The 23,607-nt window shown below is 64.0% G+C and carries 20 protein-coding genes; 7 read left to right on the top strand and 13 right to left on the bottom strand.

What is annotated here, in order from left to right:
- Positions 1-6: 6 nt before the first annotated feature.
- Both VN706_08475 and VN706_08470 read right to left on the bottom strand, forming a co-directional pair.
- The gene (locus VN706_08475; protein ID HXT15651.1) at positions 7-210 is read right to left on the bottom strand and encodes a DUF350 domain-containing protein; all 204 of its coding nucleotides are present in this window, start codon (positions 208-210) and stop codon (positions 7-9) included.
- Between the two features lie 41 nt (positions 211-251).
- On the bottom strand, positions 252-803 hold the full coding sequence (locus VN706_08470) for a YaeQ family protein (protein HXT15650.1): 552 nt from the start codon (positions 801-803) through the stop codon (positions 252-254).
- Between the two features lie 71 nt (positions 804-874).
- Here VN706_08470 and VN706_08465 point away from each other — a divergent pair, with 71 nt between their 5' ends.
- Together VN706_08465 and ligD are read left to right on the top strand one after the other, a co-directional pair.
- The gene (locus VN706_08465; GenBank protein HXT15649.1) at positions 875-1,486 is read left to right on the top strand and encodes a hypothetical protein; all 612 of its coding nucleotides are present in this window, start codon (positions 875-877) and stop codon (positions 1,484-1,486) included.
- A complete protein-coding gene (ligD, locus tag VN706_08460; GenBank protein HXT15648.1) occupies positions 1,483-2,427 on the top strand; it encodes a non-homologous end-joining DNA ligase in 945 nt (314 codons plus the stop codon). Before VN706_08465 ends, ligD begins: the two co-directional genes overlap by 4 nt.
- Before the next feature lie 89 nt (positions 2,428-2,516).
- Here ligD and VN706_08455 read toward each other — a convergent pair whose 3' ends face one another.
- Entirely contained in the window at positions 2,517-6,011 is a 3,495-nt protein-coding gene (locus VN706_08455; protein ID HXT15647.1) for a PDZ domain-containing protein, read from the bottom strand.
- A 163-nt stretch (positions 6,012-6,174) separates the two neighbouring features.
- Between VN706_08455 and VN706_08450 the strand changes: the two genes are divergently transcribed.
- Genes VN706_08450 through VN706_08435 form a run of 4 tightly spaced genes read left to right on the top strand, consistent with a single transcriptional unit; the run spans position 6,175 to position 9,887 of the window.
- Positions 6,175-7,029, top strand: coding sequence for a class I SAM-dependent methyltransferase (locus tag VN706_08450; GenBank protein ID HXT15646.1), 855 nt, complete (start codon positions 6,175-6,177; stop codon positions 7,027-7,029).
- A gap of 2 nt (positions 7,030-7,031) precedes the next feature.
- Positions 7,032-7,634 (top strand): DUF1697 domain-containing protein, encoded by a 603-nt coding sequence (locus tag VN706_08445; protein HXT15645.1) that lies wholly within the window; start codon positions 7,032-7,034, stop codon positions 7,632-7,634.
- A gap of 6 nt (positions 7,635-7,640) precedes the next feature.
- Positions 7,641-9,068, top strand: coding sequence for a peptidase dimerization domain-containing protein (locus VN706_08440; protein HXT15644.1), 1,428 nt, complete (start codon positions 7,641-7,643; stop codon positions 9,066-9,068).
- Between the two features lie 24 nt (positions 9,069-9,092).
- Positions 9,093-9,887, top strand: coding sequence for an APH(3') family aminoglycoside O-phosphotransferase (locus VN706_08435; protein ID HXT15643.1), 795 nt, complete (start codon positions 9,093-9,095; stop codon positions 9,885-9,887).
- Between the two features lie 153 nt (positions 9,888-10,040).
- Here the strand turns inward: VN706_08435 and VN706_08430 are convergent, their stop codons facing one another.
- The 9 genes from VN706_08430 to VN706_08390 form a co-directional block, all read right to left on the bottom strand.
- Positions 10,041-11,381 carry a hypothetical protein gene (locus VN706_08430; GenBank protein ID HXT15642.1) on the bottom strand — a complete coding sequence of 447 codons (1,341 nt, stop codon included), beginning with the start codon at positions 11,379-11,381 and terminating at the stop codon, positions 10,041-10,043.
- Between the two features lie 82 nt (positions 11,382-11,463).
- On the bottom strand, positions 11,464-12,120 hold the full coding sequence (locus VN706_08425; protein HXT15641.1) for a hypothetical protein: 657 nt from the start codon (positions 12,118-12,120) through the stop codon (positions 11,464-11,466).
- Between the two features lie 102 nt (positions 12,121-12,222).
- Positions 12,223-13,491 carry a nucleoside permease gene (locus VN706_08420; protein ID HXT15640.1) on the bottom strand — a complete coding sequence of 423 codons (1,269 nt, stop codon included), beginning with the start codon at positions 13,489-13,491 and terminating at the stop codon, positions 12,223-12,225.
- Entirely contained in the window at positions 13,488-14,171 is a 684-nt protein-coding gene (locus VN706_08415; protein HXT15639.1) for a DUF1080 domain-containing protein, read from the bottom strand. Before VN706_08415 ends, VN706_08420 begins: the two co-directional genes overlap by 4 nt.
- A complete protein-coding gene (locus VN706_08410) occupies positions 14,159-15,721 on the bottom strand; it encodes a Gfo/Idh/MocA family oxidoreductase (protein ID HXT15638.1) in 1,563 nt (520 codons plus the stop codon). Before VN706_08410 ends, VN706_08415 begins: the two co-directional genes overlap by 13 nt.
- A gap of 100 nt (positions 15,722-15,821) precedes the next feature.
- Positions 15,822-17,075: a Gfo/Idh/MocA family oxidoreductase gene (locus VN706_08405; GenBank protein HXT15637.1), complete on the bottom strand. Its 1,254-nt coding sequence runs from the start codon at positions 17,073-17,075 to the stop codon at positions 15,822-15,824.
- Between the two features lie 41 nt (positions 17,076-17,116).
- A complete protein-coding gene (locus VN706_08400; GenBank protein ID HXT15636.1) occupies positions 17,117-17,809 on the bottom strand; it encodes a gluconate 2-dehydrogenase subunit 3 family protein in 693 nt (230 codons plus the stop codon).
- Positions 17,806-19,488 (bottom strand): GMC family oxidoreductase, encoded by a 1,683-nt coding sequence (locus VN706_08395; protein ID HXT15635.1) that lies wholly within the window; start codon positions 19,486-19,488, stop codon positions 17,806-17,808. Before VN706_08395 ends, VN706_08400 begins: the two co-directional genes overlap by 4 nt.
- Complete coding sequence (locus VN706_08390; GenBank protein HXT15634.1) at positions 19,488-20,342, bottom strand: sugar phosphate isomerase/epimerase; 855 nt, start codon at positions 20,340-20,342, stop codon at positions 19,488-19,490. The genes VN706_08395 and VN706_08390 overlap by 1 nt, the downstream gene beginning before the upstream one ends.
- An 83-nt stretch (positions 20,343-20,425) precedes the next feature.
- On the opposite strand from VN706_08390, the gene VN706_08385 reads away from it, so the two are divergent.
- The gene (locus VN706_08385; GenBank protein HXT15633.1) at positions 20,426-22,066 is read left to right on the top strand and encodes a beta-N-acetylhexosaminidase; all 1,641 of its coding nucleotides are present in this window, start codon (positions 20,426-20,428) and stop codon (positions 22,064-22,066) included.
- Here the strand turns inward: VN706_08385 and VN706_08380 are convergent.
- A complete protein-coding gene (locus VN706_08380; protein HXT15632.1) occupies positions 22,063-23,505 on the bottom strand; it encodes an aminopeptidase P N-terminal domain-containing protein in 1,443 nt (480 codons plus the stop codon). The genes VN706_08385 and VN706_08380 overlap by 4 nt on opposite strands.
- Between the last annotated feature and the right edge of the window lie 102 nt (positions 23,506-23,607).

The following is a 23,607-nucleotide window of genomic DNA, read 5'->3' as shown; positions in this document are numbered from 1 at the left end:
GCTCACTCACCCAATCGCGCGGCCGATGATGAGCGCGATCGAGATGAACAGCGCGGCGATGAATATCGCAACCGCGATGTTCCCGCGCTTGAGCTCCGCCGGAAAGTCGACCTGCGGCGTGAGAAAGTCGATGACGCGATAACTGATGAACATCAGCACGACGCCGAGCGCGGCGTAGATCAGATTCAAACCGAGAATCGAAAGTTGCACGGAAGGGTTTGTCTCCGCGGGTGGGGTGGCGGGATACCGCTCTATGAACGACGCTCGGCGACCTCGACAGGTTTCAGCGCCGTCTCGAGCGTCTCGCCGGCGACGGTGAGGTACAGGTGTCCGTCGGTCACCGCCAGCTCGAAGGTCGTGCGGCGATCCAGCCGCTCGACGAACGCGGCGATGAACGCCGGGTCGAATGCGTAGACCTCGAGTGCTTCGACGCGGTGAATGCGCTCGCCGGCGAGCTGGCGAACGAGATTCGACGGATCCTTGAACGTGTACACGACGACGCGCGGCGATGCCTTGCTGGCTTTATGCAACCGCTCGGCGTCCGGCGTGCCGACTTCGATCCAGACGCGCAGCGCCCCGGTGAGATCGCGCACCTCGACCGCGGGCACGTCGGGCTCCGCGAGTCCCTTGGTGAACGCAATGCCCTCCGCGTACTCGAGGCAGTACGCCAGCACACGCGTCGCGAGATACTCTTCCGTCTCCGACGGCTGCCGAGCGGCGCGGACGGACAGCGATTCGTAGACGGCGCGGTCGACGTTGGAGAGCTGCACGTCGAAATTGTAGATGGTCGCCGTCAGCGCCACGGGTGCGAGCTCGACGGTGGCATTCGTTTCGCAATCATCACTGATACTCGCGAGTCGAGCACGGCTTTTCAATGAATCAGGTCTTTTTGCTTTCGCCGGCCCGATGTGACGGCAAGCGCGCGCAGGTGTTGCTCAATCCCGCGGCGACGTTTGCGTTGGCGGCTCGGCTGCGGTCGAATGAAGGCGCCGCGTTGGGTGAAGTGTTCAGTTTTTTGAGCGGGCTCTATTTTCGTGGCAAGCTTGCGTACGGGTTGGCGTTCGGCCGGCGCTCGCGCCGGCAGCCGGCGACGTTCGTGATCACGACGGACAGAGGATTGATGTTGCCTGACGCGGCCGTGTGTCATGAGGATATTGTAAAGTTCGCCCGTGTGGACATCGCGGCGGGCGACCGCCGGTATCTCGATCCGCTCGAGCGTGACGTGGAGTCGCTCGCCTCGAGCATCGGCGCAAGGACGCAGGTCGTGCTCCTTGGCAGCATCGCCACGGGCAAGTATGTCGACACGTTGGTCGCGGCGTTCGGCAAACGATTGGTGTTTCCCAGCGAGTTCGTTGGCCGCGGCGACATGAGCCGCGGTGGCTTGCTGCTTCGTCGCGTGCGGGAAGGATGCGAGCTGGAGTACGAACCGGTTGTCGGCGCCGTGCGCCACGGCAAGCGCCCGCCGAAGCTGGAGCGCATTCGGTGAGCGCGCGGGCCGCACGCGGTGCGTTTCTGATTCCACGCGATGAGAACGACGTCGAGCTGAACGTGGAGGGAAAACGCGTCAAGCTCACGAATCTCGACAAGATCTTCTGGCCTGAAGGGCCGATCACGAAGCGCCACCTGTTGCAATACTACGCGACGATGTCGCCGCTTCTGCTGCCGCATCTCCGCGATCGCGCGATGGTGATGAAGCGCTACCCGAACGGCGCGCGCGGCAAGTGCTTTTTCATGAAGCGCGCCCCGTCGCCGCGGCCGGACTGGATCGAGACGTGCGCGATCGAGCATGCATCGGGCAGCGTGATCGATTTCCCGATGGTGCAGGATCTCGCCTCATTGCTCTGGGTCGTGAACCTCGGCTGCATCGACCTGAATCAGTGGTACGCGCGCTGCGACGACGTGGATCGGCCCGACTATGTGCACTTCGATCTCGATCCCGTCGTCGGCGCGACGTTCACCAAGGTGCTCGAAGCGGCCGTCGTCGTGCGCGATGCGCTCGAGGCACTCGGCATGAAGCCGCTCGTGAAGACGACTGGATCGTCCGGCGTGCACATCTACGTGCCGATCGTGCGCGGGCCGGTGCAGAAGCAGGTGTGGACGTTCGCGAAGGCGCTGGCGCAGCATCTCGCCGAGGAGCATCCGAAGTTATTGACCGCCGAGTATATTATTGCGAAGCGGCCGCGCGGCCGCGTGTTGGTCGATTACAACCAGAACGCCTGGGGCCGCACGCTGGCGTCGATCTATTCGCCAAGGCCGAAAAAGAATGCGCCGGTGTCGACGCCCGTGACGTGGGACGAGATCGACGCCGGCTTCGCGATTGACGATTTTCGAATAGACAACGTGCCGGCGCGCGCGGCGAAGCTCGGCGATTTGTGGAAGCCGTTGCTTGCGGCAAAGGGCCGGTTCAAGCTCGACAAGCTGCTGTGAGAACGCTGTGAGAAAATGGAACAGAAAAAGGGAAGCGGTGCAGTCACGCACCGCTTCCCTTTTTTCGTTCGGCACCGGCGCTGCCTGGTTTAGAGCGGCGGCTTCACACGCTTGCCCCACGTCGGCGACGGCGGCTCCTTCGTCGCCCGCTCGACCGGATGCGCCTGCAACTCCTTCATCGCCTCGGCGACCGCCGCCTCGAGCTGCGGATCGTGTCCGGCGATGACCTCCTTCGGCGTGTTCTCGACATCGATGTCAGGCGCGACGCCTTCGTTCTCGACCGCCCACTTGCCGTCGCGCGCGAAGAAGCCGCCGCGCGGTGCGATCGCGGAACCGCCGTCGACGAACGGCGGTGTGTCGGCGGTGTGCACGAGACCACCCCACGTCCGCTTGCCGACGAGCTCACCGATCTTGCGATAGCGGAACATGTACGGCATGAGATCGCCGCCCGATCCCGCCATTTCGTTGATGATCATCACCTTCGGTCCCCAGATCCCGGCCGCGGGACTCGTGAACGGCATGCGATCGCCGGCGACGTTGTTGAAGTAGCCGTCGAAGTCGCGCTGCAGCACGTCGATGATGTAGTCGGCCGCCTGGCCACCGCCGTTGAACCGCTCGTCGATCACCGCACCCTTCTTGTCCTGTTGCGCGAAGTAGTAGCGGTTGAAGCTCGTGTAGCCCGGCTGGCCGGTGTTCGGCAGATACACGTACGCGATCTGTCCGTGCGAGAGCGAATCGACCTTGCGGCGATTGGCTTCGATCCACGCGCGCGTGCGCAGACCCTGCTCGTTCGCGACGGGCACCACCGTCACATGCCGCGCGCCGTCCATCGTCGGAGTGGCGTTCACGATCAGCGACGTCTGCTTGTTCGCCGTGCCGTCCAACAGCCGGTAGATGTTATCCGGCGCCTTCAGATCCTGGCCGTTGATCGCCAGGATGTAGTCGCCGACGTGCACGTCCACGCCCGGCGCGGCGAGCGGCGCCTGGAGGTCCGTGTTCCACTCTTCGTTGTCGTAGATTTTAGTAATCTTGTAACGGCCGTTCTCGACCGCGAAGTCGGCGCCGAGCAGCCCGCCTGGCGCGATGTCCGTGGTGCCGGGAATGTCGCCGCCGCGTACGTACGAGTGCCCGATCGACACCTCGGCACCCATCATGTCGATGAGATAATTCAAATCGGCGCGATGATTCACGAACGGCAAGAATTGGCTGTACATCTGACGGATCTTCGGCCAGTCGGCGCCGTGCTCGTTCGGCACGTACAGATAATCGCGCTGGTTGCGCCACGCTTCGTCGAAGATCTGCTTGAACTCGGCCTTGGGATCGACGTAGGCGCGAAGGTCGGCGTTGAGACGTCCCTGGCCGGCTTGCGGCGCCGCACGATCCGCGTCGACGAGGAACAGCGCCGCGCCGCCAGCACCGCCGGCTGCCGCACCGCCACGACCACGACCACCCCCGGCGCCGCCGGCGTTGCCGCGATACACGAGCTTGTGGCCGTCGAGGCTGACGTCATACGCGCCGGCGACGCCGGTGATGAACGGAATGTCGCGCCTGTCGCGCAGCGAATAGCGGTGCAGCGTGCCGCTCCCCGCGCCGCCGCGGCCACCACTGCCGGCCGCGGCCTCGAGGTAGTACACCATGCCCGAGGCGCCCGATTTCAAGTCCGAGTATTGACGTTCTGGAACGCCTGGCACGGCGAGAATGCGATTCGGCAGACCGTCGAAATCGATTGTGATGCTGGGCGCAGGGCGCTGGGCGCTGGGTGTTGGGCGAGGCGCCTCAGATGTATCGGCGTTTGCCGCACCGCGGCCGCCGCCCGACACCCGACGCCCATCGCCCATCGCGTTCACACCTTCATCGTCGCTCTCGGGCAGGAACGGCGACGGATCGTTCTTGCGCAGCACCGCCGCATACAGGCCATAGGTCTCGGTGTGATCGTAGTTCGACATGTCGAGCCACTGGGACTTGAGACCCATGTCGGTGGACGCGAGGAACCACAGGTACTTGCCGCTCGCATCCCAGGCCGGCGAGACCGCGTCGGCGAGGCCGTCGGTCACCTGCTTCGAGACTCCCGTCTCGACGTTCACGACTTCGATCGCGTGATACAGCGAGTTGAGATGCTTCGAGTAGGCGATCCATTTGCCGTCCGGCGACCACACCGGATTCATCGTGCGCGTCGGCACCATCCACGGGTCGCTGCCCACGACTTTCGCCTGACCCGACGCCACGTCGACGACCCACAGCTTGAGATCGGCGCTCGTGAACATGATACGCTTGCCGTCAGGCGACCAACCGGGCGTATAGAAGTGACCCGTCGTCGGAATCTTGATCTCGCGGGCCGGCGTCAGCCCGTCCTGCGCCTCGATGTACAGCGCGTACTCGCCCGACTTGTCGCTGAAGTACGAGATCATCTTTCCATCCGGCGACCACGCCGGATCGTGCTCGGCGGATGCGCTCGAGTTCGAAATGCCGCGCACGTCGCCCTTGTCGGCGGGAATCGTGAACAGCTCGCCGCGCGCTTCGACGGCGACGCGCTTGCCCGTGGGCGAGAGCGCGATGTTGGTCATGTTCCCGGTGACGTCGCGCCACTGCGCCATCATCCACGGAAAGTCGCCGGCGGCGGTGATGCTCACTTTCTGATCGTGTCCGGACTTGGGGTCCATCAGATGGATGTCGCCCGCCTGCTCGTACACGATCGCGCTGCCGTCCGACGCCGCGTCGAGCGTCTTCACGTCGAAATCCGAGAAGTGCGTGAGCTGCGTGAGCTTCTTCGACGAGACGTTGAAGCTCCACACATTCGCGACGCCGTCGCGGTCGGAGATGAAGTCTACGACGTCGTTGCCGACCCACACGGGGTCCATGTTCTTCGACTCGGCGGTCTTCGCGTCGAAGTGCGATGAGCCGCGCGGCGCACCCGCCTGCGCGACCACGAGATCGTTGCCGCTCGCGGTGCTTGGCGTCGTCTCCAGATCGTACGTCTTGAGATCGACGATCCAGATCGGACGATTCTGACCGCCGCGATAGTTGCGTCGCTCTTCATCCCACGAGTTGTTCATGCGATACGCCACGTGGCGTCCGTCGGGCGAGATCTTGCCCTGATACGCGCGCGGCAGCGCCATCGGCGTCTCGACGCCGCCTTCGACCGGCACCGTCCAGAAGCGCGGTGCCGCTGTCGGCGCCCACGTCGCGCGGGCCGAGTTGAAGACGATGTTCTTTCCGTCCGGGGTCCAGCCTTGCACTTGGTCAGCGCCGGGGTGCCACGTCAGGCGCTTCGGCTCGCCGCCTTCGGCGGGGACGACGTACACGTCGACGTTGCCGCCGTACGAGGCGCTGAATGCGATCAGCTTGCCGTCAGGCGAGAACTTGGGGTTTTCGGTCGTGCCCGCGAACGTCGTGATGCGACGAGCCAACCCGCCACTGCGATCGACCGTCCAGATGTTGTTCGCGTATGCGAACGCGATCTGCGTCTTGCTGACGGTCGGCGAACGGAGCATGCGCGTCTGCGCATGGAGCGGTTGGATGAGAGGCACCGCCAACACGAGTGCGGCGAGTGAAGTGCTTAGAGTGATCGTGCGATGTCGTGACATCGGAAGACCCGGGTATGGAGGGGGAGGCTGTACGGGCGCCGTGAATCGGCAACGGCATGCCCAGCTATGAAAATGGGCATGGGACGCGGTTCGGCTAGGGGCCCCGGTCGGCCGATCGGCGCGGCGGCATTGACGAGACTGGCATGGCAGGCGTAAATGTGCCATGAGCCAGATCGAGCACATCTCCGACACGGCGCGTTGGGTCGCCGTGTATCGAGCCATGGAGACGGCGCGGCGCGACGCGATCTTCCGCGATCCGTTCGCCGAACGTTTGGCAGGCGAGAAGGGCTACGCGATCGTCGACGCGATGCCGAAAGGCCGCCGCTTCGCGTGGCCGATGATCGTGCGAACGGCGGTATTCGATGAGATCATTCTCGATCGCGTTCGGAACGGCGGGGTCGACCTGGTGCTCAATCTCGCCGCGGGACTCGATGCGCGTCCGTGGCGCATGCCGCTTCCCGAAACGTTGCGATGGGTCGACGTCGACATGCCCGGCATTCTCGACTACAAGACGGAGATGCTCGCGCGGGAGAAGACGGTTTGTCGCTACGACGCTGTGCGCCTCGATCTCACCGATATCCCGAAGCGACAGGCGCTATTCGCGCAACTCGGCGCGGAGTCCCGTCGTGCGCTTGTCGTGTCCGAGGGACTGCTGATCTACCTCGAGCCGGATCAGGTGGCGACGCTGGCGGACGATCTACACGCGCAACCAGGCTTCCGCTGGTGGTTGCACGATCTCGCGAGCCCGCAGCTGCTCAAGATGATGGGCAACATGTGGGGCAAGAGCGTGGATGAAGGGAATGCGCAGTTCAAGTTTGCGCCCGCGGAAAGCACCAAGTTCTTCGAACCGCACGGCTGGCGTGAGCTCGCGTACCGGCCGACGTTCGAGGAAGGGATCCGTCTGAAGCGCGTCATGCGTGGCGCCTGGTTCTATCGGCTGCTCGGAAAGTTGGCGCCGAAGCAGCGTCGCGAGGAATTCAAGCGCTTCTCGGGCAACGTGCTGCTCGAGCGCGTCTGACGATGCCGCGGCGAAAAGCCGGCGCGGCGTCAGGTGTCTATGTCGCCCTGCTGCGCGCGGTCAACGTCGGCGGCAATAACATGGTGTCGATGAAGGCGCTGGCGTCGAGTTTCCAGAAGGCCGGTTTTCGCGACGTCGCCACATACATCAACAGCGGCAACGTCATGTTTCGCTCGGCGGAGCACGACAGCCGCGCGATTGAGTCGGTCGTCGACAGTTTGCTCTCCCGCAATCATGGCATCGAGACGAAGTGCATCGTGCGCAGCGCGGACGAGATCGCGGGGTTGGTCAGGACGATGAACACGACGTGGAAGATGGATGAGGCTTGGCGGTACCACGTCTTGTTTCTGCGCCACACGATCGATTCGAAAGCCGTGCTCCGCGACTTCGACGCTGATTCGGATCTGGAGCGCGTCACGTACTGCCCCGGGACGCTGTTGTGGTCTGTCAAAGTCGACGGCGTCGAGCGGAGCGCGATTACGAAGCTGCTGGGCCGGCGCGTCTCTCACGATATGACTGCCCGCAACGTCAACACGACGAGAAGGATTTTCGAGCTCATGCAAGCCATGCAGGGCATGAGCGATCGTCCCACCACGTCAGCCTGAATTCTCATGCATCGCTTTGTTATCGTCGCCGCCGTGCTGTCCGTCGCATCCGTTGCGCGCGCGCAGGAAACGCCCACCGAGCGGGATGCTGCGCGCGGTGTCGTTCGCAAGCTCGACTCGCTCGAGCGCTCGCTCGACCTCACTGCGCTCGCCGCGAAGCTCACGGGGCCGAATCCGGCGCGCGATCAGGTCGTCGCACGCGCGAAGGAGCTGATGGACACCGATTTGCTGGCGATGGGCGACGACATCACGCGTCACCCCGAGATCGGCTTCGAGGAGAAGCGCTCGGTCCAGATTCTGACCGACTATCTGAAGAAGCACGACTTCACCGTGCAGATGGGAACGCCCGGGCTGCCGACCGCATTCGTCGCACGCTACACGAAGAGCAGTGGATCGCCGCACCTCGGCGTCATCGTGGAATACGACGCGCTGCGTGGAACGAAGGGCGCGTTTCACGGCGATCAGCACAGCACGCAGGGGCCGATCGGACTCGCCGCCGCGATCGCGATGGCCGAGTATCTGTCGCGGACGAAGACGCCGGGAACCGTGACCGTGTTCGGCACGCCGGGCGAAGAGATGATGCCGCCCAATGCCAAAACGGTGATGTACGAGTCCAAGGTGTTCGACGGTGTGGACGTGCTCGTGCGAAGCCACTCGACCAGCGCCACGAGTCGCCCCGCCGCGGGATTCGGCACGTGCTGCATGAACATCGACGGCGTGAAGTACACGTTCAGCGGCGCGCCGGCGCATCAGCTCACGGCGTGGAATGGCCGCAACGCGCTGACGGCGGTGATTCACCTCTTCGAGAACATCGACGCGATGCGCAGCAACATGCGGCCCGAGGCGCGCATTCAGGGCGTCATCACCGAGGGCGGCGCGGCACCGAACGTCGTTCCGGATCGCACGCAGGCCGATTTCTACATTCGCTATCCCGACGAGGTGTACCTCGCGCAGCTCACCGAGATGGTGGACAATGCCGCGCGCGCCGCGGCGTTGGCGACGGGGACGAAGGTGCAGATCGATCACTACGGAAGGAATCGCGACGGCGTCGGCGTTGGATCGCTCAACGAAGTAGCGTTCGCGTATCTCAAGAAGTACGGCGGACAGAACCCGCTGCCCGAACCGGGCAAGCCGCAGGGTTATGAGGAGACCGGCAGCGTGTCGAGCGCAATTCCGGGCATCGGCTTCAGCGCAAAAACGTCAAACGCGCCGAATCACACGTACGAGATGGAGCAGGACGCGCTCGGGCCCGTCGGCCATCAGGGTTTCATCACCGACGCGCAAGCGATGACGGCGCTGCTTTTCGATTTCGCCACGCGGCCCGACTATCGCGCCACGGTGAAGCGTGAGTTCGACATGATTCGCGGGCTGCACGACGAATACGTCGGCGATCTCGCGAAGGTGTACGTCGAGCCGAAGGTCGTGACGCCGTGAGCGTGTGAGGCGCGGCGCAAGCTGATGCAACATCTGCCGAGTGCGCTGCGGGAGAGACTGAACGACTATTCGTTCGAGCGCGTGGTGCTGGGCGAGTCAGGAGCGACTGTCGTTCGCTGCACTGCGGCGTCGCGCGAGACGCTGTATCTCAAATCTGCGCCGCTCGATTCTGGTGTCGAGCTAGAGCAGGAAGCCGCGCGGATGCGATGGATGGCTGCGCGCGGCCTGCCGGTGCCACAGGTCGAGAACTACACATGCGCCGATGACGTCGAGTATCTCCTCACGTCCGCGGTGCGAGGCACGGCGGCGTCAGACACGCACTGGTCGTCGCACGCCGCCGCCGTTGTCGGCGCCCTCGGAAAGTTTCTTGCGCGGCTGCATCGCACGGGCATCGACGACTGTCCCTTCGATCATCGCGCCGCGCGCGAGATCGAGCGAGCGTGGGTGCGCGTGCTGCGCGGGCACGTCGACGCGGACGATTTCGACGAGGAGCGTCGCGGGCGCTCGCCCACCGATCTCTTTGACGAGTTGTGTGCGCGCGTGCCGGATCACGAGGATGTCGTGTTCACCCACGGCGACTTCTGCCCACCGAACATCATTCTCGATCGCGATCGGCCCGGCGACGTGCGTGTGACGGGACTGATCGACTGTGGCCGCGCCGGCATTGCGGACCGGCATCAGGACCTGGCGCTCGGCATGCGGAGCATCGCGTACAACTTCGGTCGCGAATGGGTGACGCCGTTTCTGGAGGCGTACGGCATGCCGGCGCCGGTGCAGGCGAAAGTCGAATTCTATTTGTTGCTCGACGAGTTTTTTTGACGGAGTGTCATCCCGAGCGACTCTGAGCGCAGCGAAGGCGAGTCGAGGGTCCCCCGTCCTGACGGAGGACTCGCATGCAGCGCTCCGCTGAGAAGGGGATCCCTCGACTTCGGCGCCGCGCGCCTCCGCTCCGGATGACGAGCCGCTCGACGCCTACTTCTTCACCGGCGGCGGCGACGTCAGCGAGCTGGGAAAGTTCGCTTGCGACGCCGTCGGGGCCGGATTATCGGCCAATCCACGCGACACGAGCTGCGCCGCGAGCACCGTTTGAATGACGCTCGTGATGTTGTTGGTCGTCGTCTCGGGCGCGCCGGTTTCGCCGCCGCTCGCGATCGTGACGAGCTTTGCCGCGGACAACGCGTCGGCAATCACCGGTGCGATCTGAGGCAGCATTTCGATCTGGCGATACCGGAAGTACGACTCGCCGCCGGCCTGGATCGCCTGATTCACCTTCTGAATGCTCTCGGCCGTGGCTTCCGCGATCTTGCGAATGCGGATCGCTTCGGCGTCGGCGGCGGCTTCGGCCTCGAGACGCACCTTCGCCGCATCCGCGCGCGCTTGCGCGATCTGCGTCGCGTCCAGCTCGGCCACGCGTTGAACGCCGGCGGCTTCCTGACGTTTGGCCTCCGCCTGCGCGATCAGCGCCGCGTTCGACGCCTTCGTCTGCTCGAGCTCACGCTGCTTGTCCGAGATCGCGCGCTCGGCCTCGAGCTGTGCTTCCTTGGCGCGGCGCGACTGGTTCGCGGACACGATGTCGGCGTTCGCCTGGGCTTCGGCGGCCGACTGGCGGCGGCGCGCTTCGGCGACTTCAGATTGCACAACTTTGATATTCAAGGAATTGAATATCAGACCAAGGTCGGTGAGCTCGCGCGAACACGCTTTGCGGATGATGACGGCGAGCGGATCGTCCTCGTCCTCCAGCGCGTGGCCTTCGGTTCCCGTAAGGGCCATCGGTGTCGGCTTCGTGACCGCGGTACCCGGTGTCCCCGCCGTGAGAGCGCGCACCGGTGGCGCCGACTTGGCCGAGAACAGCTGGTCGTGCGTGAGCAGGTTCATGGCGCGGCGGCCCGAGCTGGACAACAAATCGGTCAGAGTGCTCAGCTGGTCCGCGTCTCTCTTCGAGAAGAAGCGGTTGGCCGCGGTCTTGATCAACGCATCGGTATCGCCGACGGAGACGATGGCGCTCGCGAGCACGCGCACCTTGATCGGGCGCGGCGTCCCGCTCTCGTCGACGTCCGCCGTTTGGTCGGTGATGTCGAGATCGATGTTGATGACTTTGCTCGAGATCGTCGTTCCTGTCGTGAGCAGCGGGATTTCCTTCGATTTGCCAGGCCCGCGATAGATGACGGTGCCGCCCGCGAGCCAGCTCACGAGCCGGATGGTGCCCGCCTCGACGTTGCGCAAGAAGCTCGCGACGATAATCGGGATCACCACGACGACGAAGCCGATGGCGACCGCGATTACGAGACCACTAGAAAGAAACCCACCGAACATATGGAGCTCCTGAAAAATTGCGTGTAACGCCTAGATGCCGAATTCCGAGCGGAGGTGCGAAGCGCCGGAGTGAGGAACCATGTCAAAGAACAGTCACCGTGCAGCGATTCTGCGCGGAGTTCACATCGTCGATCCGCACGCGCTGTCCCGCACGCACGCGGACTCCGAGGTCGCGGTCGCCTGATTTCAAGGTCGCGAGGATCTGGACGATCTGGCCGTCCACCTCGACAGAGACGATTCCCTGACCATTGGCGTCAAAGGATGTGACCGCCGTAGCTTCATCGGTGACGGCGCTCTCGAGCGTCAGCGCCGGCGTCGACGCGAACCGCATTGCGAAATTCCACAGCGGCGTAACGATGGCGCGCTCGAACACGACGGCGCCGACAATGGCGGCGGCAAGTTGCAGCGGTCCGCTCAGGAACGAGCTCGTCGCTTCGCCGACTGCGCCGAACCCGAGCGCGAGACTGAAGAGAAAGCGCGGCGAACTGATCGTCCAGAAGGCTCTCGACGCAAAGCGGCCGCCGCCGGCAACGGGCCGTGCGTGCCCGACGTGCCCCGCATGAGCGGCGTGGCCCGCGTGTCCCGCGTGGCCGCCGTGGCCGCCGTGGCCGCCGTGGCCGCCGTGAGTGGCGTGCCCAGAATGCGACGACCCTCCGTGGCCGTGCATTCCAAGGCCGCTGAGTGCCATGACGGCGAGGCCGCCGGCACCTAGCAACAAGCCCGAAATGTAGAGGTCCATCGGAGGGTCAGAGGGTTTAGTGAGCTACAACTTGTGCAAATCATAACGGACACGCGAGCCTGGAAGTTCCAGCGCGCTCCCAACCTGAAGCAACTTCTCCACTTACGCTGGTGCGCCGGCGGTCGCGTCTGGAACCGTCCCGTCGGCGTGCACCTTTGACGGGCGGAAGACCAGCGCGAACACCACGGCGATTGCCAGCGCGCCCGCGGCCGGCACGAGCCAGATTGCATGCCAGTCATGCTGCACCGCTCCGCCGGCGACCGGAGTCGCATATCGATTCGCCACCGCACCCGACACCGACGCGCCAACGAAATAGCCCAGACCGTTGGTCACGAAGTTGATGAGGCCCTGCGCCGCCGCGCGAATCTTTGGGCCGGCGCGCTGATCGGTGTAGATCTGCCCACCGACGAAGAAGAAGTCGTAGCACACACCATGGAGCAGAATGCCGGCGTAGAGCATCCACATGCCGACGCCCGGCGTGCCATTAGCAAACGCTAAATAACGCAGGGCCCACGCGACCATGCCCAGCAGCATGATGCCCTTGATGCCGAGCCGGCGCAGCATCCACGGCAACAGCAGCATGAAGCCGACTTCCGACATCTGGCCGTATGTCTGTATGAACGCCGGCTCGGGCGCCTTGATCTCGTTGAGAAAGAGATTCGTGAACGTGTAGTAGAACTGCAACGGGATGCAGAGCAGGAACGAGCCGATCACGAAGATGAGAAAGTCCGGACTCTTGAGCAGCTTGAGTGAATCCAGGCCGAGCGCATCGCGGGCACTGAACCGCGAACCGGCTGCCTTGGGCGGCGTGTGCGGCAGCATCAACGCATAGGCGGCCATGACGACCGACGCACCCGCGGCAATGCGCAGCGGTATCACCTGCGCGTCGGCGTGCAGGAACTTGCCGACGAGAATACCGGCGGCGATCCACCCCAGGCTCCCCAGCACGCGAATGATCGGGAAATCGCTCGTCGAATCGCTCACGTGGTGGAACGAGATCGAGTTCGTGAGCGACAGCGTCGGCATGTAGCACAACGCGTAGAGAATGAGCAGCGGATAAAACGTCGCGAACCGCGTCTGCATCGACACCAGATAGATCAGCACCGCGCCGATCAAATGCAGCAACGCGAGCAGCTTCTCGCTCGCGAAGAACCGGTCCGCCACCATGCCGACGAAAAACGGCGACACCAGCGCCGCGATCGCCGTCGCTCCGTACGTCGTACCGATCTGTTGATCCGTGAAGTGCAGCGTCTGGCCGAGGTACGTGCCCATCGTGACGAACCACACGCCCCAGATGAAGTACTGGAGAAACATCATCGCGGAAAGACGCATGCGGGCCCCGCCCGCTGGCGCACTCGCGTAACTGCTCATGGAAGCTCCCGAATGCGAATGTTGCGAAGGGACAAACCACCGGGATGATCGCCCTGAATGGCGATGTACCCGCGCTTCGCCATTCCATAATTCGGATACGCGTGGAACTTGCTCGCCGCTACCTTCCGCGTCCACTCAGGACTCCACAGCTCGTACTCGACCACTTTCTTGCCGTTGAGCCAATGCTCGACGTGCGCGCCGTTCACAATGATACGCGTCGTGTTCCACCTGTCGGCCGTCGGTATCTTGCCGCTCGACGGCGGATAGAGCGCATAATCGGCCGCGGTCCATCGATCCGGCGACTTGTTGTCCTCCGCGCCGATATTATCCTCGAGCTGATACTCCGGCGCGCTCCAGTAGATGTGATCGTACTCCGTCGTGCCGCGATAGAAGATGCCGCTGTTTCCTCCCGGTGAGATCTTCCAATCCAACGCGAGCTCGAAGTTGCCATACTGCTTCTTCGTCATGAGCTCGCCGGCGCCGCGCTGCTTCGAGATGATGTTGTTCGTCACGGTCCATCCGCGCGGTACCGTTTCGCTTTCGTATCCCCGCCACGCGTCGAGATTGTCCAGGATTTCCCAGCCGTTGGTAGTCGACACCATGGGCGACGGCGCGGGATTGTGCGCGCACGCCGCGACGAAAACCGCGGCGGCCACCAACCCGATTCTCAAAGGGCCCATCCCGCGCGATACTCGCGTGTGAGATACTGGTTGGCATCCGGCGCGTTGGTGAACTGCATGTTCTCGGCGTCGTAGAGCACCTTGCGGCCCTGGCCCGCACGCAGCGCGGCGACGCCGAGCACCATTGTCTCGTTGAGCTGAGCACCGTACTCGAACGGCGAGCTCGCCTTTGTCTCGCCCTTGCACGCGCGAACCCAGTTCATCTGATGCGACTCGGTGATGCGCTCGATCGTCTTCGGCACCGCTTCGCCCGCCTTCGCGACGGATTCCGGATAGAGCCGCGGATTGTCGCCGTACGTCTCGTGGACGAGCACACCCTTGTCGCCGATGAAGATGCCGCCGCCTTCGCTCACCAGAGTGACGTCGTCGGGCAGCTTGTCGGGACGCGGCGGATAGAGTCCGCCATCATACCAGAACAGCTTCACCGGCGGGCGCTTGCCGTTCGCCGGATATTGATAGTGTACCGTCGACGCCATCGGATACGACACCGGCTTCTGCGTGCCGCGCGTGCCCGGCGGAGCGCCGGCGGGCGGCGGCACCGGCGTCGTGCCCCACAACGTCGACGTGGCTTCGATGCTCGTCGGCTGCGTGAGCTCGAGCGACCAGTACGCCTGATCGATGAGATGCGCGCCCATGTCGCCGAGCGCGCCGACGCCAAAGTCGACCCAACCGCGCCACGTGAACGGGTGATAGACCGGATGGTACGGAATGTCCTCGGCGACGGGACCGAGGTAGAGATCCCAGCGCAGATCCTTCGGCAGTGTCGTGTTCGCGGTAGACATCGACGCGGCGAGCGCATTGCGCACCGCATTGACGTTGCCCGCGGCGAGCGTCGGCGTCGTGCCCGGCGCGGGCGCTGCGGGACGCGGCAGTCCCTGCGCCCAGAAGCGCGCGGGGCGATCGGTGAAGATGTGTACTTCCCGAACGGGACCGATCACACCGGCGCGAATCCACTCGACGACGCGTCGCGTGCCGTCGCCCGAGTGGCCCTGGTTGCCCATCTGGGTGACGACTTTCGTCTCGCGCGCGACCTTGGCCATGAGGCGTGATTCGTACACCGACCACGTGAGCGGCTTCTGGCAGTAGACGTGTTTGCCCGCACGCATCGCATGGATGGCGACGGTCGCGTGATTGTGGTCGGGCGTCGCGACGATCACCGCATCGAGATCCGCCTGCTTCGCGAGCATCTCGTGGAAGTCCGTATATTTAGTAGCTTTTTGATACTTATCTCGGAACGCCAGCGTTTCGGCGGACGGCGGACGATCCGGACGGTCGCCGCCCATGACGTTCCGTTCCATGAAAACCGGATCGACGTCGCAGAACGCGACGAGATTTTCGCTCGCGACGGAGCGCGCGTTACCGCTTCCCTGCCCGCCGACGCCGCACACCGCGATGTTGAGCAGCGAGCTGGGAGCGGTGTAGCCTTTGCCGCCGAGGACGTGGCGCGGGACGATCATCGGCGCGTGGCCGGCGAGCATGGCGCCCAGGCCAAGCTTGCCGGCATCGGTGACGAACTCGCGGCGAGAGATGTCGGACTTGTTATCGGACATTTAGAGTCTCCTCATATTGTCATCCTGACGGCGTAGCCGTGAAGGCCCCCCCTTTCACTCCGAGCGCTCCGTGGAAAGGGGTCCTTCGTCGCTTCGCTCCTCAGGATGACACTTTTGTTGGCTTCCACTCCCCCTTTGCCACCGCCGGGACGAACTTCTCGATCCCGCGCGGCGGATACACCAGCGTCCTGCCCTGCTCGGCGCTCTGATACGCCGTCATCAACAACTTCACAACGTCCAGTCCATCGTCGAACGTCAGCCTCGGCTCTTCCTTGCCAAGGAACACGCGAACGAAATGCCGATCTTCGGCTTCGTAGCCGTACGCGGCCGCTTCATTCGCGACCACGGGCATCAATCCCACCTCGGCGTTCTGCTTCTCGACGAGATCTTCGCCCGCCTTGCCGGGCACTTCGCGCGAGAAGAAGAGTTTGAGCCCACTGTCGAGCGTATTCCACGACATCGAGTATTCGGGGCCGAGCAATTCGGCGGACAATCTGAGCCCGGCGCCGACGAAGCTCCACGACGTCGATGCTTCGCCGATCACGGTGTGGCCGTCGTCCGTCTCGAACTCCACGGTGAGACTCGCGAAATCCTCGGCTGGACTGTCAGCGTAGTTCACGTCGCGGCCGAATCGCTTCGCGAGTTGCTTCGTGTAGTGTGGGCGCGACCACTTGAGGCTCGCGATGTGCGCGGTGACGCGAGTGGGCTTCACTGACGCGAGTGGCGCGCCGGGCTTCGTGAGCAGATGCCGAATGACGAGCGCCGAGTGGCACATCATGTCGTTGAGCACGCCGCCGCCTTGCAGCTCGCCGCGCCAGAACCACGGCATGTGCGGTCCGCTGTGCTCTTCGGCCGCGCGCGCGAGATATGGACGGCCCGTGGTGGCTGCACCGCGCGCCCAGATCAACGCGTGACCCGTTTCGACCTGCGGCGCGAACACCTGATTCTCGAGGTAGCCGGTGGCCAAACCGACGCGCTTCACCAGGTCGTTCACGCGCTTTGCTTCGGCGACGTTGCGCGCCAGCGGCTTCTCGCACGCGATGCCTCGCAACTCTCCCTTACCGCGCTCGATGGCATCGACGATTTCTTCGACGTTCTCGATGCGTGCGTGATTCGGGCCGGTCAGCCAGATGGCGTCGACCGTCGGGTCGGCGACCATGTCGGCGATGCACGAGACCGGTGCCGCTTCGCCGACATCCAGTGCGCGCGCGTACTCGGCCGCCGACGCGCAGTTCTTCTTGTTCGGGCTAAAGACACCACGAATGTCGGCATCGCGCACCGCACGGAAGGCCTGCATGTGAAAGCGTGCGTTGAATCCGCTGCCGATGAAACCGATACCGAGTCTTCTTGTCATCCTCGCGAGCGGAGCGAGTCGAGGATCTGCTCTTCCATTTGTCATTTCTCCTGTGGACTAACGCGCGTCTGCATGAGGTCATAGCTCACGCCGAGCTTTTCGAGCGCGGCCGGCGGACATCCATCGTAGTGAGGATTGAACACATTCCCGATGTACTTGACGTCCTGCCAGCCCATCGAGCTGGAAAAGAAGCCTGACGCCGTGCGATCGCGAAGGTGGTTGAAGAACGCCACACCGTAGCGCATGGCGGGCGTCGCTTTCTGGGGATAGGCGATGTCGTCCAGTATCTGTCGGCGCTGGCCGTCGTTCGCCTGGATGAACGTCTTGCCGAAGCGCTTGATCGATTCGGTGTCGATCCACGCCAAGCCGCCGTGCATTTGCACCTGCTCGTTGACGTTCGCGTCTTTTTCGGAGAGCAGGAAATCGATGTACTCGGGGACTTTGGCGTCGGTCGCGCTGCCGGACCGTTCATCACGCGGGATGATGTAGTCGACGAGCACGCGCAACGTCTTCCATTCGTGTTCGGTGAAGAATCGCGGCGCGCGGGGCGCCCCCACGACGGCCGTCGTCGCCGGATTGTGCGACGTCGCCGGCGGATTGACGGGGGTTTGTGTTTGCGGAACTTGTCCCACGGCTGCTGCGACCGGGACTGTCCCAAGAATGGCGAGCACGCGACGCCGTGAAATCGGTTTGTCGTCACGCCCATCGCCCATCGCCGATCGCCGATCACTCATAACGCCCCCGCCTTGCGCTGCTGCGCGATGAACTCGCTCGTGCGCCAGGACAGCGCGAGAATCGTCCACGTGGGATTCTTGTCCGCCTGCGACACGAACGGGCTGCCGTCCGCGACGAACAGGTTTTTCACGTCGTGCGCCTGGCAATTCCCGTTGACGACCGATCGTGTCGGATCACTACCCATGCGTGCGCCGCCGAGCTCGTGAATGATCGTGCCGCCCGCCGCGAGGCCGTAGCCTTGCTCGCGCGTCGGCATGGAACCGTTCGGCGTACCGCCCATCGCGACGATCAGCGCGCGGAAGGTTTCCTGCATGTGCTTCGCCTGATTGTATTCGTGTTCGCTGAACTTCCAGTGGAAGCGCAGCACGGGAATGCCGAAACGGTCAACGGTCGTGGGATCGAGCTCGCAGTACGAGTCCTCGTTCGGAATCATCTCGCCGCGTCCGTCGAAGCCGACCGACGCGCCGTAATACTTGCGATAGTCGGCCTTGAGCTGCTTGCCGTAGCCGCCGCCGTTCATTCGCTGAATGCCGCCGCCGAACCCGGAGCTCGGCTGACCGGGGCCGCCCCACACTTCGATGTGGTAGCCGCGCGGGAAATCGAGCTTCTTGTTGTCCAGCCACCAGGGCATGTAGACGTGCATGCCGCCCACGCCGTCGTGATTGTGCGGCACGTGGTCGAGCATCGCGGGAATGTGTCCCGACACGCTCGCGCCCGTCGTATCGGTGAGATACTTGCCGACGATGCCACTCGAGTTCGCCAGTCCGTTTGGAAACGCCGATGATTTAGAGTTCAATAACAAGCGCGCCGTTTCCATGGCGCTGGCCGCGAGCACGACGACGCGCGCGCGTACGTGCTCGTCCATCCCCGAGTTCTTGTCGATGTACGACACGCCGTTCGCGAGTCCGTCGTTGCCGAGCGTGACTTCGCGAGCCATCGCGTTCGTGATCAATTCCAATTTGCCCGTCGCGAGCGCCGGCGCGATCAGCACGTCGGGGCTCGAGAAATTCGACTTCGACTGACACCCGCGATTGCACTGCCCGCAGTAGTGACAGGCCTGGCGGCCGGGCAGCGGCTTCGTGATGATCGAAAGCCGCGCGGGAATGCACGTGACGTTCAGACTGTCCGCCGCCTTTTTCACGAGCAGCTCGTGGCACCGCGGTTTCGGCGGCGGCATGAAGATGCCGTCCGGATGGTTGCGCAGCCCTTCGTTCGATCCGTAGAGGCCGATCAGGCGGTCGACGTTGTCGTAGTACGGCTTGACGTCCTCGTAGGCGATCGGCCAGTCGTCGCCGAGTCCGTCGACGCTCTTGCCGCGAAAATCGTCGGGCCCGAAGCGAAGCGAGATGCGCCCCCAGTGATTGGTGCGGCCGCCGAGCATGCGGGCACGCCACCAGCTGAACTGCGTGCCGGGGGCGCGGGTATACGGCTCGCCGTCGATCTCCCAACCGCCGTCGCACGCGTCGAACTCGCCGAAGGGGCGGCCGTGGATCGCCGCGCCACGGTGCGGGGTCGCGTAACTCGGGACCATCATCGCACTGTCTTTCGAGGCGAACCATTTGTGGCCGGCCTCGAGCATGACGACGCGCGCGCCCGCCTTGGTGAGCACGTAGGCGGCCATGCCGCCGCCCGCGCCCGAGCCGATGATCGCCACGTCGTAGATCGGTCGCTGTTGCATTAGAATTCTATATTTCTGAGATAGTCATAGCTGTGCCGGGCGAACGCCGGCGGATCGGCCGCGCTGTCCGACTCCACGAAGTAATGCTCGATTCCTTTCGCATGCGCGAGGATCGGCGCGAATTCGATCGTGCCCCTGCCGACGTCGGTTTGCGACGCGTCGGTAAACGGCGGCGCGCCATCCTTGAGGTGGAGCATCCGGAAACGCCCGGGATAGCGACCGAGGAGCGTGACAGGATCGCCCCCGCCGCTGACCGCCCAATAGCAGTCCAACTCGTACGAGACGAGCGCCGGATCGGTCTCCTGCATCAGGATGTCGATCGGCACCACATCGCCCGCCTTCGCGATGACGTCCGTATGATTGTGAAACGCCAGCCGAAAGCCGGCCGCTTTGGCTTTCGTCGCCGTGTCGTTGAACTGCACCGCGACGTGCTTCCAATCATCGACGGTGACATGATTGCCGCGCGGCAGCGATCGCAGCGTCAGCCACTCGACGCCGAGTGTGTGCGCATCGCCAAAGGTTTTCTCGGGTTGCGATTGAATCGCTTCGACGGTGACATGCGTCGACGGCGCGGTGAGGCCGTTCTGCCGCAGCATGTCGCGCGCTTCCGCCGCGGTGTGCCTGTAGCTATCCGCGAATTCAACTTCCTTGTAACCAATCTTGGCTATGGCCTCGAGCACACCGGCGAGATCAGCGCTCGCCTGACGGCGGACGGTATATAACTGAATGCCGATCCGGCCAAGCTTTTCGGTCGGCACGACGCTCGCCAGGAGCGATTCTGGGCCGCCCGTCGTTGCCAGCGCCGCCGCGGCCGCGCCAAGTGTGCGAAGAAACGTTCGTCGGTCGTGAGCCATCGATCAGCCGGTTGAGACGCGAGTAACATGACGCGCGGCGGGGCCTTCGGCAATCGACGGCCGGCGCATTAGCTTCTCGCCTCATGCGAGATCGCGTTCGGGCATTTTTCTGCGCCGGGTTGCTGATCGGCGCTATCGCGTCCTCGGCCCGTGCACAGGCCGGCGATGCGGGCACCGCCATCATTCCGCGGCCCGTTTCGCTGACGCGGCACTCCGGCGCATTCACCCTCTCCGCCCACACGACAATTTGGACCGACCGCGGCGACTCCGCGGTCGCCGAGCATTTCGCTCGCACCGTCGAGACGGCCAGCGGGCTCGTGCTTCGGGTTCGCGTCGGCACCGCGGCGTCGGGCGAGCGCATCGTCTTCGCGCGAACGGCGCGCCGGGACACCACGCTTGGAGCGGAGGGGTATCGACTCGATGTCCGTCCGGGCCTCGTCCGCATCGATGCGCCGACGGCCGCCGGAGCATTCTACGCCACGCAAACACTCCGGCAGCTGCTCCCCGCCGATATCTACCGCTCGGCGCCGGTCGCGGGCGTCCCGTGGACGATACCAGCAGTGTCGATCGCCGATCGCCCACGCTTCGCCTGGCGTGGAATGCATCTCGACGTGGCGCGGCACTTCATGCCAAAGGAGTTCGTGAAGAAGTACATCGACCTCCTGGCGCTTCATAAGATGAACCGCTTCCACTGGCATCTCACCGATGATCAGGGTTGGCGCATCGAGATCAAGAAGTATCCGCTACTCACGAGCGTAGGGGCGTGGCGCGACAGCACGATCGCCGGGCATCAACCCTCCGACACGACGAACGCGATGTTCGATCATCGTCGTTACGGGGGCTATTACACGCAGAATGACGTTCGCGAGATCGTCGCCTATGCTGCCGAGCGATTCGTCACGATCGTGCCCGAGATCGAGATGCCGGGCCACTCGCAGGCGGCGATTGCCGCGTACCCCATGCTCGGCAACAGCGGCGGCGCCGTTCGGCCGTGGACGATGTGGGGCGTGAGCCACGACATCCTGAATCCATCGGACAGCACCATTCGGTTCATGCAGGACGTGCTGGCCGAGGTGATGGCGCTGTTTCCCGGGGCGTACATCCATGTCGGTGGCGACGAGGCATCGAAGGATCAGTGGAAATCCAGCCCGCGCGCTCAGGCACGCATCAAAGAATTAGACTTAAAGAACGAGAATGAGCTCCAGAGCTGGTTCATTCGGCAGATGGATACCTTCCTGGCCGCGCACGGCCGCCGCATGATCGGATGGGATGAGATTCTGGAGGGTGGTTTGGCACCCAACGCCGTCGTCATGTCCTGGCGTGGTACCGCCGGCGGCATCGCCGCCGCGCAGCAAGGCCACGACGTCGTGATGGCGCCCGGGCAATACACGTACTTCGATCACTATCAGGCGCGCCCGGATTCCGAGCCGCTCGCCATCGGCGGATTTCTGCCGCTCGACTCCGTCTATGCGTACGAGCCGCTTCCCGTGGGACTCACGCCCGAGCAGGCATCACACGTCCTTGGTGCGCAGGGTCAGGTGTGGACGGAATACATCCAGGGGCCGAAGAACGCGGAGTACATGGCATTCCCGCGCGCGTGCGCGCTCGCCGAAGCGTTGTGGACTCCCGTGGCGCGGCGCGATCTCGACAGTTTTCACGCGCGACTGCCGGCGCATCTCGCTCGCCTCGAGATTCTTGACGTGAACTACCGGCCGTACCCTTAAGGAATCGTGCGCGCGCGTTTTTTCATCAACGCTTCGATCTCGGCGATCTCGCGTGGTGCGTTGGTGATGCGCTCGAGACCCGTTGGCGTGATGACGTAGTCGTCTTCGATGCGGACGCCGGTGTTTTCATACTTGGCGACCATCGGACGCACCTTGGCGATGAACGCGCGATTCTTCGGCGTATCCGGCAGAGCCTCGAGCATGCGCGAGCTGACGTAGATGCCGGGCTCGATCGTGAAGACGTCGCCTGGTTCGTACACACGATCGCCGAAATAGAATTGCGCGGGATCGTGCACGGCCAGTCCAAGCCCGTGACTGATGCCGTGGATCATCCAGAAGTTCGATTGCTTGCACGACTGCGGCTGCGTCGTGCAGTTCGCGGTGTACGGCGGATCGTACGTGGCGTCGACGCTCTCGATGAGACCGAGTGCCGCGAGGCCGCGCGCGCGTACGGCGACCGATGAATCCTGGGCGGCCGACGCCAGTTTCCCGGGCTTCGAGTTGCGCTCGGCCGCGGCCTGCGCGTCGCGCACGATCTGGTAAATGGCGCGCTGCTCGGGCGTGAAGGTTCCACTGATCGGCAGCGTGCGCGTGATGTCCGCCGCGTAACCTTCGTACTCAGCCGCGGCGTCGATCACGACCAGATCACCAGGCTTCGTCGGCGCGCGATCCTTCATGTAGTGCAGTTGCGTTCCGTTCACGCCTGAACCGACGATCGAGCCATATGCCGGCCGCGTTGCGCCGAGCTTGAGGAACGTGTACTCGAGCACGGCTTGCAATTCGTACTCGTGCTGCGGCACCGGCGCGGTCATCGCCGCGCGATGCCCCTCGCTGCTGATCTCGGCAGCGCGCTTGAGCAGTGCGATCTCGGCGGCGCTCTTCTTCGCGCGCATCTGATCGACGTACGGATGCGCGTTCTTCACCGAAAGTCCCGCGTGCCGCGCGACGAGATACCGCATGAAGATCTTGCCGCGCGTCAACGAGTCGGGAACGGCGAAGTCGGCGTCCTCGAAATCGTCGAGCGTGTAGAACGGATAGCCGGCGGCGGCGAGTGAATCGGCGTAGCCTTGCAGTACCGTGAACGATCGGGCGCCGACGTTGTGCGTGCGGCGGACCGTGGCGGAGTCGGGCCGCCAGCCATAATAGAACGCGCGCCGCGGATCGGCCGGTGTGATGAACAGCGTCGACGACGGTTTCCCACGACGCACGACCATGACGAGCGCGGCGTCGGGATCGTCGTAATTCGTGAGGTAGTGAAACGCCGGCAACTGGAAGAACGTGCCGAAATCGTTGACCGGCGTTCGTCCGCCGAAGGCGACGACGACTCCGCTATCGACGCGTTTGGCGAGCGAATCGCGGCGCGCGGCGAACTCGCTTTCCGGAACTTGAGCGGCAACAGCTGACGCCGCGAATGAAAGAAGAACAACGAACCGTTGCATCGTCATCTGGGAAGTCCCGGTTTTGCGTCGCGAGGGGTCTCGCCAATTCTGAATCGTCGTTGAGCAAAAAGCAAAGAGGGCGCGGAGCAATGCTCCGCGCCC

It is taken from the genome of Gemmatimonadaceae bacterium (assembly GCA_035606695.1).
Taxonomy (GTDB): Bacteria; Gemmatimonadota; Gemmatimonadetes; order Gemmatimonadales; family Gemmatimonadaceae; genus JAQBQB01.
Note: the sequence above shows the minus strand (reverse complement) of the source record. Positions and strands in the feature narration are given on the sequence as shown.

Bases quoted from the DNA above. Each gene is read 5' to 3' on its own strand.
- VN706_08465 (HXT15649.1), top strand. From the start codon at position 875: ATGAATCAGGTCTTTTTGCTTTCGCCGGCCCGATGTGACGGCAAGCGC.
- VN706_08455 (HXT15647.1), bottom strand. From the start codon at position 6,011: ATGTCACGACATCGCACGATCACTCTAAGCACTTCACTCGCCGCACTC.
- VN706_08450 (HXT15646.1), top strand. From the start codon at position 6,175: ATGAGCCAGATCGAGCACATCTCCGACACGGCGCGTTGGGTCGCCGTG.
- VN706_08445 (HXT15645.1), top strand. From the start codon at position 7,032: ATGCCGCGGCGAAAAGCCGGCGCGGCGTCAGGTGTCTATGTCGCCCTG.
- VN706_08440 (HXT15644.1), top strand. From the start codon at position 7,641: ATGCATCGCTTTGTTATCGTCGCCGCCGTGCTGTCCGTCGCATCCGTT.
- VN706_08435 (HXT15643.1), top strand. From the start codon at position 9,093: ATGCAACATCTGCCGAGTGCGCTGCGGGAGAGACTGAACGACTATTCG.
- VN706_08430 (HXT15642.1), bottom strand. From the start codon at position 11,381: ATGTTCGGTGGGTTTCTTTCTAGTGGTCTCGTAATCGCGGTCGCCATC.
- VN706_08425 (HXT15641.1), bottom strand. From the start codon at position 12,120: ATGGACCTCTACATTTCGGGCTTGTTGCTAGGTGCCGGCGGCCTCGCC.
- VN706_08420 (HXT15640.1), bottom strand. From the start codon at position 13,491: ATGAGCAGTTACGCGAGTGCGCCAGCGGGCGGGGCCCGCATGCGTCTT.
- VN706_08415 (HXT15639.1), bottom strand. From the start codon at position 14,171: ATGGGCCCTTTGAGAATCGGGTTGGTGGCCGCCGCGGTTTTCGTCGCG.
- VN706_08410 (HXT15638.1), bottom strand. From the start codon at position 15,721: ATGTCCGATAACAAGTCCGACATCTCTCGCCGCGAGTTCGTCACCGAT.
- VN706_08405 (HXT15637.1), bottom strand. From the start codon at position 17,075: ATGACAAGAAGACTCGGTATCGGTTTCATCGGCAGCGGATTCAACGCA.
- VN706_08400 (HXT15636.1), bottom strand. From the start codon at position 17,809: ATGAGTGATCGGCGATCGGCGATGGGCGATGGGCGTGACGACAAACCG.
- VN706_08395 (HXT15635.1), bottom strand. From the start codon at position 19,488: ATGCAACAGCGACCGATCTACGACGTGGCGATCATCGGCTCGGGCGCG.
- VN706_08390 (HXT15634.1), bottom strand. From the start codon at position 20,342: ATGGCTCACGACCGACGAACGTTTCTTCGCACACTTGGCGCGGCCGCG.
- VN706_08385 (HXT15633.1), top strand. From the start codon at position 20,426: ATGCGAGATCGCGTTCGGGCATTTTTCTGCGCCGGGTTGCTGATCGGC.
- VN706_08380 (HXT15632.1), bottom strand. From the start codon at position 23,505: ATGCAACGGTTCGTTGTTCTTCTTTCATTCGCGGCGTCAGCTGTTGCC.